The sequence below is a fragment of the Sphingomonas sp. GW821-FHT12D09 genome (assembly GCF_058807215.1).
This window is the reverse complement of record NZ_JBXAQL010000004.1, coordinates 468,943-482,499: the sequence shown is the minus strand read 5'-3', so window position 1 is coordinate 482,499 and position 13,557 is coordinate 468,943. Positions and strand designations below refer to the sequence as shown.

The 13,557-nt window shown below is 67.1% G+C and carries 13 protein-coding genes; 5 read left to right on the top strand and 8 right to left on the bottom strand.

Annotated elements, in window-relative coordinates:
• On the bottom strand, window positions 1–1,293 hold the full coding sequence (locus AC1RPL_RS19565) for an acetamidase/formamidase family protein (RefSeq protein WP_493071751.1): 1,293 nt from the start codon (window positions 1,291–1,293) through the stop codon (window positions 1–3).
• Window positions 1,294–1,391: 98 nt separating this feature from the next.
• Between AC1RPL_RS19565 and AC1RPL_RS19560 the strand changes: the two genes are divergently transcribed.
• Both AC1RPL_RS19560 and AC1RPL_RS19555 read left to right on the top strand, forming a co-directional pair.
• Window positions 1,392–2,258: an aldose 1-epimerase family protein gene (locus AC1RPL_RS19560; protein WP_493071749.1), complete on the top strand. Its 867-nt coding sequence runs from the start codon at window positions 1,392–1,394 to the stop codon at window positions 2,256–2,258.
• A gap of 17 nt (window positions 2,259–2,275) precedes the next feature.
• Complete coding sequence (locus AC1RPL_RS19555) at window positions 2,276–3,847, top strand: peptide chain release factor 3 (protein ID WP_493071747.1); 1,572 nt, start codon at window positions 2,276–2,278, stop codon at window positions 3,845–3,847.
• Here AC1RPL_RS19555 and AC1RPL_RS19550 read toward each other — a convergent pair.
• The 4 genes from AC1RPL_RS19550 to AC1RPL_RS19535 all read right to left on the bottom strand — a co-directional run bounded on the left by AC1RPL_RS19550 (window position 3,844) and on the right by AC1RPL_RS19535 (window position 8,286).
• Window positions 3,844–4,242 carry a septation protein IspZ gene (locus AC1RPL_RS19550; protein ID WP_493071745.1) on the bottom strand — a complete coding sequence of 133 codons (399 nt, stop codon included), beginning with the start codon at window positions 4,240–4,242 and terminating at the stop codon, window positions 3,844–3,846. The genes AC1RPL_RS19555 and AC1RPL_RS19550 overlap by 4 nt on opposite strands.
• Entirely contained in the window at window positions 4,233–4,412 is a 180-nt protein-coding gene (locus AC1RPL_RS19545; protein ID WP_493071743.1) for a hypothetical protein, read from the bottom strand. Before AC1RPL_RS19545 ends, AC1RPL_RS19550 begins: the two co-directional genes overlap by 10 nt.
• A 175-nt stretch (window positions 4,413–4,587) precedes the next feature.
• Entirely contained in the window at window positions 4,588–5,850 is a 1,263-nt protein-coding gene (locus tag AC1RPL_RS19540; protein ID WP_493071742.1) for a spinster family MFS transporter, read from the bottom strand.
• 75 nt (window positions 5,851–5,925) lie between these two features.
• On the bottom strand, window positions 5,926–8,286 hold the full coding sequence (locus tag AC1RPL_RS19535; protein WP_493071741.1) for a TonB-dependent receptor: 2,361 nt from the start codon (window positions 8,284–8,286) through the stop codon (window positions 5,926–5,928).
• A gap of 130 nt (window positions 8,287–8,416) precedes the next feature.
• Between AC1RPL_RS19535 and AC1RPL_RS19530 the strand changes: the two genes are divergently transcribed.
• Together AC1RPL_RS19530 and AC1RPL_RS19525 are read left to right on the top strand one after the other, a co-directional pair.
• Window positions 8,417–9,055 (top strand): TetR/AcrR family transcriptional regulator, encoded by a 639-nt coding sequence (locus AC1RPL_RS19530; RefSeq protein WP_493071739.1) that lies wholly within the window; start codon window positions 8,417–8,419, stop codon window positions 9,053–9,055.
• A gap of 44 nt (window positions 9,056–9,099) precedes the next feature.
• Window positions 9,100–9,567 (top strand): hypothetical protein, encoded by a 468-nt coding sequence (locus tag AC1RPL_RS19525; protein ID WP_493071737.1) that lies wholly within the window; start codon window positions 9,100–9,102, stop codon window positions 9,565–9,567.
• 10 nt (window positions 9,568–9,577) lie between these two features.
• On the opposite strand, the gene AC1RPL_RS19520 is transcribed toward AC1RPL_RS19525, so the two are convergent.
• Both AC1RPL_RS19520 and AC1RPL_RS19515 read right to left on the bottom strand, forming a co-directional pair.
• Complete coding sequence (locus AC1RPL_RS19520; protein WP_493071736.1) at window positions 9,578–10,129, bottom strand: YceD family protein; 552 nt, start codon at window positions 10,127–10,129, stop codon at window positions 9,578–9,580.
• Complete coding sequence (locus AC1RPL_RS19515) at window positions 10,126–10,635, bottom strand: ubiquinol-cytochrome C chaperone family protein (RefSeq protein WP_493071734.1); 510 nt, start codon at window positions 10,633–10,635, stop codon at window positions 10,126–10,128. The genes AC1RPL_RS19520 and AC1RPL_RS19515 overlap by 4 nt, the downstream gene beginning before the upstream one ends.
• A gap of 121 nt (window positions 10,636–10,756) precedes the next feature.
• Here AC1RPL_RS19515 and AC1RPL_RS19510 point away from each other — a divergent pair, with 121 nt between their 5' ends.
• The gene (locus AC1RPL_RS19510; protein ID WP_493071732.1) at window positions 10,757–11,233 is read left to right on the top strand and encodes an outer membrane protein assembly factor BamE; all 477 of its coding nucleotides are present in this window, start codon (window positions 10,757–10,759) and stop codon (window positions 11,231–11,233) included.
• A gap of 165 nt (window positions 11,234–11,398) precedes the next feature.
• Here the strand turns inward: AC1RPL_RS19510 and pbpC are convergent, their stop codons facing one another.
• A complete protein-coding gene (gene pbpC / locus AC1RPL_RS19505; protein WP_493071823.1) occupies window positions 11,399–13,495 on the bottom strand; it encodes a penicillin-binding protein 1C in 2,097 nt (698 codons plus the stop codon).
• Window positions 13,496–13,557: the final 62 nt, after the last annotated feature.

Here is a 13,557-nt window from a genome sequence, read left to right as displayed (position 1 = left end):
TCAGTCTTTCCGCGGCGGGAGCAGGCGCTTGTCGATCCGCGCGGCGACGCCGACGCTGCGCCCGGCGAGGTTGGGCACGCTGTAGCGCATCGCCGTGCCGATCACCTGCGCGGCTTCGGATAGCGTCAGGCCATAGTCGCGCTGCAGCCAGGCGATCAGCCCGGCGCTTGCCGCCTTGAGCGCTTCGTCGAGCGAGCCGGCCTGGCCGAGCACCATCAGCTCGGTCGGCGATTCGATGCGGGGGCTGCCGATCGGGCGGCGCTTGATCAGCTCGACGCGGAATTCGACGTCCATCGACGTCTCCAGCGCATATTGCGAGGTCTCGCCGTCGCCCTGCAGCGCGTGCGCGTCGCCGAGATAGAGCAGTGCACCGGGCTGTTGGACGGGGAGATAGACGATGTTGCCGGCGATCACTTCGGGGAAGTCCATATTGCCGCCGGTGCGCGCGGTGTCGCCGCTCGACAGCGGGGCGGCGCCGAAGCCGGGCGCTACGCCCAGCCCGCCGAGCATCGGACGCAGCGGCACCTTGTAGTCCTTGAGCGCACCCGTTGCATTTGCTGGCCGTGCGATGCCTGCCGCGCGGTCCAGCGTCCAGCGGACCGGCTTTCCGAGATCGCCGGCCTGGGCGACGAAAGGGCCGCCCAGCGCGCGGCCGACGATAGTGTCGAGGCTGTCCGCCCAGTCGCGGTTGGGCGTCAGGCGGACGATATGGACCGCCAGCGTGTCGCCCGGCTCGGCGCCTGCGATGAAGAAGGGGCCGGTCTGCGGATTGCCGAACAGCGCGCGGGTGACGTCCTTCGCATCGACGCCGCCCGAATCGATCGTGCTGGTGCGCACGCTGTCGCCCGGCCAGATCGTCAGCACCGGCGCGCGATCCGCGGTGAACAGGTTGGAGAAGCTGGTGGGCGCATGGTCCCAGGTCTTCGCGCCGCCGGCCGGGCGTTCGGGCAGGCGACGGGCGGTGAAGCGGTGCGCGATGCGGATGCTCTTGTGGTTCGAGTCCGGCATGTCGGCATCGCCGGACATCGTCGCGCCAGCCAGCGTGCCGGTGTAGGTGTAGGCGGTGCCCTTGCTGTCCGTGGCGGTGAAGCGGATCGCCTTGCCGCGCGCCGTGCCGGTGAGCGGGTCGCCGTCGAGCGTGCCGCTGAGCGTGTCGCCGGTGCGGACCAGGTCGAGCGTCGACCAGGCATTGCTACCCCACATATCGGTCGCGACGATCCAGTGCTGTGGCGTGGCCTCCTGCGCGATAGCGGGCATGGCGAGCAGCAAGGCGAGCAGGCTGAGCAGGCGCATTCTTTCCCCTTTTTTCGACGCTACATTTGTAGCCTTGATTGTCCGGCAAGATCAACGTCGCATTGCCGCCCGGCGCGCCGCGGTTTAGATTGGCGAGCATGATCGAGATCGCATCCGGGCAGCTCCGCGCCGCCATCAACCCGTTCGGAGCCGAACTTTCGTCGCTCAAGGACGGCGACGGCCGCGAGCTTATGACCGATGCGGATCCTGCCTTCTGGACCGGACGGGCGCCGCTGCTCTTCCCGATCGTCGGCAAGCTGAGCGGCGACGAATATAGGCTCGACGGGCAGAGCTATTCCCTGCCCCAGCATGGCTTTGCCCGGAAGCACATGTTCCTGCTCACCGAGAGGCTGGCGGACCGCGCGCGCTTCCTGCTGACCGACAATGACGAGACGCGCGCCGTCTATCCCTTCGCCTTCGCGCTCGAGGCGGAATTCGTGCTGGAGGGCGCGACCTTGGTGACGACGATCACCGTCACCAATCGCGATTCGCATGCCATGCCGGCGAGTTTCGGCTTCCACCCCGCCTTTGCCTGGCCGCTGCCTTATGGGGCGCCGCGCGCCGATCACCGGATAGAATTCGCGCATGACGAGCCCGCGCCGCTCGCCGCGATCATCCCCGGCGGCACGATTGCCGAGGCGCGTTGGCCGAGCCCGCTCGACGGGCGGACGCTCCATCTCGACGATGCCTTGTTCGAGCGCGACGCGCTGGTGTGGGACGAGCTGGTCAGCCAGTCGCTGGTCTATGGGCCGGAACAGGGCGCGCAATTGCTCGTCGAGTTTCCCGACACGCCGATGCTCGGCATCTGGACCAAGCCGGGCGCACGCTTTCTCTGCATCGAGCCCTGGCACGGCATCGCCGATCCGCACGGCTTCACCGGCACGATATGGGACAAGCCCGGCATGCTCCGCTTCGAGCCCGGCGAAGCGCGCAGCTTCGCGATGCGAGTGACATTGCGGCGCTGAACCGCTAGGGGGCCGCGATGTCCACCCCCAGTGACCGCCGTACCTTCGCCATCATCTCGCACCCGGACGCGGGCAAGACCACGCTGACCGAAAAGCTGCTGCTGTTCGGCGGCGCGATCCATCTTGCCGGCGAAGTGAAGGCGCGGGGCCAGGCGCGGCGGGCGCGATCGGACTGGATGAAGATCGAGCAGCAGCGCGGCATCTCGGTGACCAGCTCGGTGATGACCTTCGAGCGGAACGGGATCACCTTCAACCTGCTCGATACGCCGGGCCACGAAGACTTCAGCGAGGATACCTATCGCACGCTGACCGCAGTCGATTCTGCAGTGATGGTGATCGACGTCGCCAAGGGCATCGAGAGCCAGACGCGCAAGCTGTTCGAAGTCTGCCGGCTGCGCAACGTGCCGATCATCACCTTCGTCAACAAGGTCGACCGCGAAGGCCGGCATGTGTTCGAGACGCTCGACGAGATCGCCGATCTGCTCGCGCTCGACGTGTGCCCGATGACCTGGCCGGTGGGCATGGGCGGCACCTTCGAGGGGATCTTCGACCTCGCCACCAACCGCCTGCTGCTGCCAGAGGGCGACAGCCGCGAATTCCATGGCAAGGTGATCCAGACCTCGGGAATCGACGATCCGCAGCTCGCCGACATCATCAGTCCGGAGAACCTCGCCAAGCTGCGCGAGGATGTCGAGCTGGCCCAGGTCGGCTATCCCGCGTTCGATGGCGAGGCGTATCGCAACGGCGACCTGACCCCGGTCTATTTCGGATCGGCGCTCAAGGAATTCGGCGTCGATTCGCTGATCGAGGCGATCGCGACGCACGCGCCGCCGCCGCACGCGCTGCCCGCCGAGCCGGCGCCGGTCTCGCCCGACAACCCGCAGGTCACCGGCTTCGTGTTCAAGGTCCAGGCGAACATGGACCCCAATCACCGCGACCGCATCGCGTTTATGCGGCTGGTCTCGGGCACCTTCAAGCGCGGCATGAAGCTGACGCCGACCGGGCATGGCAAGCCGATCGCGATCCACTCGCCGATCCTGTTCTTCGCGCGCGAACGCGAGCTGGCGGACGAGGCGTTCCCGGGCGACATCATCGGCATCCCGAACCACGGCGTGCTGCGCGTCGGCGATACGCTGAGCGAGAAGGCCGATGTCCGCTTCACTGGCCTGCCCAATTTCGCGCCGGAAATCCTGCGCCGCGTGGTGCTCAAGGACCCGACCAAGACCAAGCAACTGCGCAAGGCCTTGGACGATATGGCCGAGGAAGGCGTGACCCAGGTCTTCTATCCGGAGATCGGGTCGAACTGGGTGATCGGCGTGGTCGGGCAGCTGCAGCTCGACGTGCTGCTTTCGCGGCTCGATGCCGAGTACAAGGTCGCGGCGGGCCTGGAGATGGCGCCGTTCGAGACCGCACGCTGGATCTCCGCCGACAATCCCAAGGACCTGGAAGAGTTCGTTTCGCTCAACCGCGGCGCGATGGCCAAGGACCGGGACGGCAACCCGGTGTTCATGGCCAAGTCGAACTGGGAAGTCGGCTATATCGCCGACCGCTATTCCAAGGTGAAGTTCGCCGCGACGCGCGAGCGTTAGGAGGCGGCGGTGCGCGCCGCATGGGCGCGGCCGGCGCGCAGGCGCAGGGTCGCGTATTGCCCGGCGAACAGGGCGAGCTTGGACGCAACCGCCCAGATCGCGAAGCATAGCGCGGCGCGCTTCGGATCGAGCGTGGCGACCAGCGCAAGGTTGAGCAAGGCGGTCCCGAGGGTCAGCGCCGCCCACCCCCGTCCGACCCGGTCGAAAGTCGATTGCGGAAGCAGCTCGCGGGCGATCTCGGGCACATAGCGGGTCACCCAGCCGCGCGGCAGCATCGTGGCGCCGATACAGGCATAGACGATGCTCGGCTTGAGCAGGATGAAGCGCGCGTCATGGGTGAAGAAGGTCATCGTGCCGAGCAGCGCGGTGAGCGCGACGCCCATCATCAGCAGCATCGGGATCGGTCGCCGGCGCAGCGCGTGCGCGGCGATCTGGAGGGCGCCGATCGCCAGCCGACGGCGGCGGCGAGCTGCGCCGATCCGGTGACCAGGTAGAGGATATAGAAGGCCAGCGTGCCGGCCAGATCCTCGAGGATGGGCCGTGCCGATGCCAGGAGATATCGCATGCGCCGGCCCCTTTTCACCGACCTTATGCCACGGCGGGCGTGCGCCGGAAATGGAAGAGGCCGGGCGTCTCCGCCCGGCCCCCGATACCCGCAGGAGAATCCCCTCGGAACCCTTATCTAATCGCGCAAATCCGGCCGGCGCGCGATTCAGGAGAGCGCCGAGTCGGCAAATTACCTAGTCGATCCAGCCCTTGCGCACGTGCCGCGCGGCGAGCAGCGCGAGGATGCCGGCGAGCACATAGAAGCCCAGACAGAACACTGCGCCATAGCGTAGCGCATCGATGCCATGGCTGGCCTTGAGCTGCACCGAGAGGAAGCCGATCAGATAGGGGCCTACGCCCAGCCCGATAAGGTTGTTGATCAGCAGGAAGCTGGCGGATGCCGTGGCGCGCATATGCGGCGGCACCATGTGCTGCACGGCGGTGGTCACCGGTCCGAGCCAGAGGATGTTGAGGCCGTTGGGGATGAGCAGCAGCGCCCAAGCCATGCGAGGATCGGAACTGAGCAGGCCGAGTGCGAAGAGCGGCGCCGTGATAAACCAGGCGATCGCCGGCAGCCGCGCATACCAGGCACGATCGCCCTTGCCGAGCCGATCCGCGAACCAGCCGCCGGCGAAAACACCGGCGGTGCCGCCGATCAGCAGCAGCGAGGCCATGAAATTGGCCATGGTTACGAGATCGAAGCCGAAGCTGCGGATCAGCACCGTCGGCACCCAGGCGGCCAGGCCATAGCCGCACAGCGAACTGCACCCGGCACCGAAGGCCATCAGCCAGAAGCCCGGCTTGCGCGCGAGAAGCGGGAACACGGCCGAGAGCGGTGCCCGCGTCCGCGTGGTCTGCGCGGGCCGCGGCGCATCGCGCACGACGAGCTTGAACACTGGCGCGAGGAGGATGCCGGCGACGCCGATGACGACGAAGGCCATCCGCCAATCGATCCAGGCGGCGATATAGGCGCCGATCAGCGTGCCGCCGGCGAGCCCGATGGGGATGCCGAGCGAATAGATGGCGAGCGCGCGGGCGCGGCGCTCGGGCGGGAAGTAATCGGAGATCAGCGCATAGGAAGGCGCGACGCCTCCCGCCTCGCCGACACCGACGCCGACGCGGTAGACGAACAGCTGGCCGAAGCCCGACACCGTGCCGCACAATGCGGTGAAACCGCTCCACACCGCCAGCGACGCGGCGATCACCGCGCTGCGGCTGGTGCGGTCGGCCAGCAGCGCGAGCGGCACGCCGAGCACCGAATAGAGCAGCGCGAACGCCGGGCCGGCCAGCAAGCCGAACTGGGCATCGCTGAGCTTCAGCTCTTCCATGATCGGCTTCGCCAGGATGCCCAGGATCTGCCGGTCGAGGAAGTTGAACGTGTAGACCAGCAGCAGCATGGCCAGCACAATGCCAGGGTAGCCGGGGCGGCTCGCGGGGGATGCAGCGGGAGCGTTCATGGCCATACCTCGACATCAAAAGAGCCGGACGTCAAGGGACGCCCGGCTCCGGGAGTTAGGTGCAGTGCAGCGTACTCAGAATTTGAGACTGAACGACGCGAAGATCTGGCGCGGGTTGCCGTAAAAGGCAGTTGCGACGCCTTCCTTGCCCAGTGTGGGCACATAGCCGGTACCGTTGGTGATCGGCACATTGGCCGCGGTGAGCGGCGTGCCGGCGATGTCCGTCTTGATATACTGGTAGCCGGCGGTCTTGTACTGCTCGTTGGTCAGGTTCTTGCCGTGGACGCCGATCGAGTAACGCCCGTCGCCAAAGGTGTAGACAAGGTGGGCATCGAGCAGCGTGTAGCTGGGCTGGTCGAGGAACGGGCTGGCCGTCTCGAACTGGTGGGTCAGGCCGCGATACGACAGCGTCGTCGAAGCGGTCAGGTCGCCACCGGCCAGCGGCAGCGCGCCGCCGAGCGTGCCCGCCAGCGTCCAGTCGGGCGTGTTCTGGAACACGCGAACGGCCGAGACATCGACGCCGGTCGGCCCGATGAAGCGCTTGTACTTGGCGTCGATATAGCCGAGCGCGCCCTGGAAGTAGAAAGTCGAGCCCGGGCCTGCGAAGCCGCGTGCCAGCGTGGCGGTTGTCTCGAGCTCGACGCCCTTGATATCCGCCTTGGCCGCGTTGGTCGTGATGCCGCAGAAGCTCTGCACATTGCCGATCAGGCAGCCGACCGAGCCCGGGATCTGGACGTTGGAATAGTCCGAATAGAAGCCGTCGAGCGCCCAGGTCAGGCGGCGGTCGAACGCGGCGCCCTTCCAGCCGATCTCATAGCTCTTCACCGTCTCCGGATCGAAGGAGAGGTAATTGTAGATGTCCTGATAGCCGATGCCCGGCACGCCATCGGTGTTCGGCGCCGACGTGCCCGAGCCGCGCGGATCGAAGCCGCCGCCCTTGAAGCCTTCCGAATAGGACGCATAGACCATGTGGTCCGCGCTCGGCTTGAAGCTGAGCGTTGCGCGCGGCGTGAAGCGCTTGAAATTGGCGGTGCCGCGGAAATTGGTTGAAGGCGCGCCGACCGGGATCGGCGTGCCGCCGAAATCCGGGGTCAGGCCGAGATAGCTGGCCTTGAAGACATAGCTCTTGCGCTGATCCCAGGTGTAGCGGCCGCCGAGCGTCAGGCTGAGCTGCGGCGTGAAATCATAAGTGAAGTCGCCATAGACCGAGCTGGTCTCGGTGCGCACATCGCCAGCGGTGTAGGCGTTGAAGCCGGCGAGCGTGGTCGACAACAGCACGCCGAAGCCGGTGGTCGCCTTGGCGCCCAGATAATAATAGCCGATGATGCCGTTCAGCTTGTCGCTGTGGATCAGCGCCTGGAATTCCTGGCTGGTCTGGTTGTTCTTGTAATAGGCCGGCACATCGACATCGACCGAAGGCGTCGCATCGAAATCGATCGGTGTGTAGGAGGTGTCCTCGCGATACGCGCTGATGCTGCGCAGCGTGATCAGGTCGCTGACCTCGGCGTTGATCGTCATCGAGATGCCGCCCGCCTCGACATCGTTCTTCGGGCTGTTGAGCCCGGCATTGGTGTCATAGACATTGGACAGCACCGGCGAGCCGGTGAGCAGGCCGGGGATCAGGCGGTGGCCGTTTCGCGCGTTCGACTTGTCGTGCGTATAGTCGCCGGTGATGCGCACCGACATCTTCTCGTCGGGCGTCTCGAACTCCAGCGTCGCGCGGCCGGCCCAGACATTCTTGTTGTAGTTCTCGAGGCCGAGATTCTTGTTCTCGCCGAAGCCGTCGCGCGTCAGGCGCGCGCCCGAGATGCCGAACTTGAACATCGAGCCGATCGGCGTGGAGGCGCTGACGATCACATCGGCCTGGTTGTACGAACCGTAATTGCCCTTCACCGACAGGGTCGGCTGATCCCCGAGCTTCTTGGTGACGTACTTGACCGCGCCGCCGATCGTGTTGCGGCCGTAGAGCGTGCCCTGCGGACCGCGCAGCACTTCGATCCGCTCGACATCATAGATATCGAGCACCGAAGCCTGGGGACGGTTCAGATAGACGTCGTCGAGATAGATGCCGATGCCCGCTTCGAAGCCTGGGACCGGGTCTTGCTGGCCGACGCCGCGGATGAAGGCGGCAAGCGTCGAATTGGTGCCGCGCGCGTCCTTGAGCGTGGTGTTGGGCGAGGCGATCTGGATATCGGTCAGGTCGACCGCGCCCGCCTGGTCGAGCTGGGCGGAGGTGAGCGCGGTGACGGCGGTCGGCACGTCGAGCAGCTTTTCCTCGCGGCGGCGCGCCGTGACGACGATCTCGCCATTGTCCCCGGCCGAAGCGGCCTGGGTATCCGGAGCGGCGGCATCCTGCGCAAGGGCGGGTGCGGCGGTGAGTGCGGCAAAGGCGGCGCCGGCGAACAGGATCGCGCGGGCAGAATTCAGGCGTGACATTCAGGACTCCCCTCTCATCGAACCCGTCTTTGATCGCGGGTTGCACGTCGTTGCCCGACGCTATACTGAAACATGAACCAAGTTTCAACTTGGATCGACAGGGGGAGATGCAATGGCTAGGGTCCGTGGCATGAACGCCACAGCATCGGACCTGCAGGGCAGCGAAGCGGCCAGCGCGGGCAAGGAGCCGCGCACGGCCCGCGGCCGGCGGACGCTGCGCCTGATCCTGGATGCGGCGGCCGAGGAATTCGGCGCCAAGGGTTTCCATGAGGGTTCGATCAGCGGGATCACCAGGCGGGCCGGCGTCGCGCTGGGCAGCTTCTATACCTATTTCGATTCGAAGGACGACGTGTTCCGCGCGCTGGTGCGCGACATGAGCGAGCAGGTGCGCGAGCATGTCGCCCCGGCGATCAAGGGCGCCACCGGCGGCCAGATCGCGGCGGAGCAGGCGGCGCTGCTCGCCTTCATCCGCTTCGCCCGCTCGCACAAGGAGATCTACCGGATCATCGACGAGGCAGAGTTCGTCGATCCCGAGAGCTTCCGCATGCATTATGCGACCACCGCGGAGCGCATCACCAGGCGCCTGCAGGCGGCGGCCGAGCGGGGCGAGGTGCGCGACGACGTGAACGAGATCCACGCCTGGGCGATCATGGGGATGAACGTGTTCCTGGGGCTGCGCTACAGCGTGTGGCAGGAAGATGTGGACCCCGAGACGATCGCCGAGACAGTCGCCGCGATGCTGGCGCGCGGGATCGGGACGGGCAAATAGCGCCCGCCATTGCGGCGGAGCGCATGCAGCCCCATCAAGGGATCATGGATTTCAGTGACTGGCATGCGGCGCGGGCAAGGGCGCTGTTCACGGTGCTTGCCGAGCGCCACGGCCTGCGGGTGCGTGGCGCCGACGCCGGGCCCGATTACCTGGAGGCGGAGCTGCCGGTGCAATATGGCCTGCGCATCGCGCTGAAGCTGGTCTGGTCGCGCGACCTGCTGCTGATCCGCAACGAATGGTTCACCGCGGAATTCCATCTCGATGCCGATGCCGAGGCGGAGAGCAAGTTCATCGACACGCTGGATGGACTGGTCGACGGGACGGTGCGGCTGCACCTGTTCTACTGGCCGCGCGCCAGGCGCCCCTACAAGACCCTGCTCCAGCGCCCGGCGGGCGAGGAATGGCGCACGATCTACACCTGGTTCCGCTGGCTGCCCTGGTCGCCGATCGCGCGCGAGGAAGTGTTCGTGAACAGCCGCGCGCCGCACCTGCAGGTGGTGGGGCACGCCTGAGGCGCTTGCCTCAGCCCTTGCCGAGCTTGTCCCTCAGTCCCGCCAAGCCACCGAACGGGCCGCTTTCCTCGGCCAGGCGCTTGGCCTCCTCTTCGCTGATCACCCCGGCATCCTTGAGCGCGGCCTCGGCGCGGGGGCTGCGCGGATAGGGATCGAGCGCCAATGCGAGCGATTCCGCCGCGGCCTCGCCCAGATCGATCGCGCTGCCCGAATAGAAGACGATGTCGCATTCGTCCTCGCTCAACTCGGTCTCGTCGTCGCCGCCATCGCCTTCGCTATCGGGGAGGAAGCGGATCGCGAAATCCTCTTCGATCACCGCCGGAACCGGATCGTCGGTGATCACGCAGGCCTGAATGACCTTGGCCGAGAGATGTCCGGTGGCGATGATGCTGCGCGTGTCGCGGCGGATCGCGTAATTGGCCTTGAGCGTGTCGATCGCCTTGAGCCCGAAGCGCAAGGCGAGGGCGGTGCGCTCGTTCGGCTCGGCCTCGATATGGATGTTGTTGTCCCCGGCGCCGATCGAGTCGAGCCGCTGGGGGCGGGAGAATTCGACCTGGATCATGCGAGCGTCCCCCCGACCAGCGTGGCGATGGGTGTCGTGGCCAGGCCGGCATGGAGCTTGCGCAGCTCGCCCTCGACATGGGCCAGCGCCTCCGGTGCGGGCGGGGCGCCGCGGTAGAGGTTGCGGACCAGCGCCTCGCCGAGCTTGTCCGTGGCCAGCCCCTCGCGATAGGCGCCCAGCCGGCCGCCGAGCATCCCCATCATCTTGCCGACATGCTTGCCGACGACGATGTCGCCGATGCCGATCTGGCGCAGCTGCCCGTCCATGTCGTCGATGAACACTTCGGTGAGCTGGGTGCTGAACGGGATCGCATCCGGCTCTTGTTCGAGGCGGAGCAGGACCAGGCTGATCACCGCGGCGATCATGTCGAACCGCCCGTCGATCGTGTCGGGCACGGCGCCCGCCTCATACCAGTGCGGCTCCCGCCCGCGCGCGACGATCGCGGCGTAGAGGAGCGGCGCGGTGCCGCGGTCGGGAGCCTTAAAGAAACGCTGAAGCAAGCGCATGTGCCGGTTCGGTCCTGCAATCTGGGGGCGCGACCTTGTTTGGCCGCATTTTGCCGCATATTGAGGCGAACGGCCCGCGATGCAATGCGCGGGACCGGTATGCGTTTGCCTGGAGATCCTAATGCCGATTCCCGCCCGCGCGCTTGGCGCCGCCCTGCTGGCAGCCGCGCTTGGCACCACTGCCTGCGTGCCCGTGCGCACGCACCAGGGCTATATCGTCGACAAGGAACTGGTCGATTCGGTGCAGCCCGGCATCGATACGCGCGAATCGGTGCTGCAGACGCTGGGCCGCCCGACCTTCACCAGCCAATTCAACGAAGGCGAGTGGTATTATATCTCGCGCCAGAGCTCGAACCTTGGCTATCAGGGGCTCAAGCCCAAGGACCAGACCACGCTGCGCGTCCGCTTCGACGCGACCGGCAACGTCGTCGCGGTCGATCGGATGGGCAAGGAGCTGATCGCTTCGGTCGATCCCTATGGCAAGACGACGCCGACGCTGGGCCACAAGCGCAGCTTCTTCGAGGACCTGTTTGGCAATATCGGCACCGTGGGTGCGCCGGGCGCGAGCCCGGGCGGCGCTGGCGGCAACGGCCCCTAGTCGCGGCCTGAGGGCTTTTTCATCGAGAGTGTAAGGGCTTCGGCCGCGCTGTTCTGAGGCAGCGCGGCCGGTGCCGTTTGGCACGGTCCCGAAAGGGGTAGAAGGGACCGTGTGAACAACGCGTGACGTAGCGTTTCGGTCCCTCAACATTCACCTATTTTGCAGCTATCTTATGGTGAACAGCACCTGGTCGATGACCTTGCCGTCGAGATCGACCAAGGCGAGGCGATGCTTGCCCGGCGGGGCGAGGATCAAGGGCCGCGAATCGGGAGTGCCGAGGTCGCGCTTGTCGAGGATCAGCCGGTGGCCGAGCGTGCGGCCGGACACCGAAATGGCGAGGCGCTGATTGTCCACCGGGATGTCCGGATCGAGCGCATAGACGCTGCCGCCGACGGGATTGAGGATGCGCGGGCGGCGCGATTCGGCGGGGGCGAAGGTGACGTTGTCGAAACCGGTGCCTTTCAGGAAATATTCGCGGCGCGGCTGCTCCATGCCGGCGGCGAAGCGAATCCGGCGCTCCTCCACGCCTTCGGGACGCGGCGGTGCCTTGCCGGGATTGGCCTCGCCCAGCGCGAGCATCACGTCGCGCCACACCGGCGCTGCACCGCTGGTGCCCGATACCGCGCGCATCGGATCGCCCTCGAGATTGCCGACCCACACGCCCACGGTGAAGCGATCGGTGAACCCGACGCACCAATTGTCGCGCATCGCCTTGGACGTGCCGGTCTTCACTGCGGCCCAGAAGGGCAGGCGCAGCGCCGAATCGACGCCAAAGGTGCCGGCGCGGGCGTTGGGATCGGCCAGCATGTCGGCGACGATCCAGGCGGCCTGAGGACTGGCGGTTCGGCGCGGGGCATCGGCCTTCGCGTCCACCGTCACGCGCAGCGGCGACCAGCGCCCCTCCAGCGCCAGGCTGCGATAGGCGGCGACCTGCTCCATCAGCGTCACTTCGGCCGAGCCGAGCGCGAGCGAATAGCCATAATATTGGCCGTCCTCGACCAGCCCGCGATAGCCGGTGTCCCATAGCCGGTCGCGGAACGCGTCGACGCCGGTGAGCAGCAAGGTGCGCACCGCCGGCACGTTGAGCGAGCCGGCCAGCGCGATGCGTGCGGAGACCGGACCCTTGAACGCCTTGTCGTAATTCTGCGGCACATAGAGGCCCGAGGCGGTGTCGAGCTGGACGGGCGAATCGTCGAGGATCGAGGCGGCGGTGAGATAGCCCTTTTCGATGCCCATCGCGTAGAGGAAGGGCTTCAGCGTCGATCCCGCCTGGCGATAGGCAGAGGCGCCGTCGACCGCAGGCGCAGTGCTCTCGCCGCCGATCCCGCCGACATAGGCGAGTACGTCGCCGCTTTCATTGTCCACCACCACCACGGCCCCGTCGCGGGCGCGGCTACCGCCCAGCCCCTGGAGCTGGCGCTTGAGCGCGGTGATCGCGACGCGCTGGATGCTCGCATCGAGCGTGGTGGCGATCTTCGCACCGGGCTTGGTGAGCAGCGCGGCAGAGAGATGCGGCGCCAGACCGGGATCGAGCGCGAGGCTGCGGGCGGGGCCAAGCATCGAGGCGGCCGCGCCGGCGAAGCGGGTGCAGTCCTGCTCACGGGCAAGCGCACAGGCACGGCGCGCGACTTCGAAACTATTGGCTTGCGGATTGGGCAGCAGCGCGGCGAGCAGCAGCGCATCGTCGCGGGTCAGCGTCGCGGGGGTCTTGCCGAACAGGCCGAGCGCGGCGGCACCGATCCCCTGCGCCTCGCCGCGGAAACCGGCGAGGTTGAGATAGGCTTCGAGGATCTGGTCCTTGCTCCAGCGCGCCTCCAGGCCCCAGGCGGCGCGCATCTGGCGCAGCTTGTCGCGGAACCCGCGGCTGCCCGGCGCGGAGAGATCGGGCGCGAGATAGGCGGCGACCTGCATCGACAGCGTCGAGGCGCCGCGTCCGCGCTTGCCCTCGAACCGGTCGCGCGCAGCACCGGTCAGCGCCATCCAGTCGACGCCCCCATGGTCGCGGAAGCGCCGGTCCTCGGCGGCGACCAATATGTCGCGCGCGACCGGGGACACGTCCTCGAGCTTCGTCCAGGCGAGGCGGCGCGCCTGGTAATCGACGCGGCTGGAATCGATCAGCACGCCGTGGCGGTCGTAGAGCCAAGCCTCGGATGGATGCCAGCCGGCGCGGACCGACGCGTAATCCGGCAGCGCCGGCGGACGCGTCACCCACCAGAAGCTGGCCGTGAAGGCAAACGCAAGGGTGAGGATCGTGCCGGCCATCCGCGCCGGCGTGATAACGCCGCGCCAGCCCTTCTCCCGCCATTTCGCACGCTCGCCCCCTG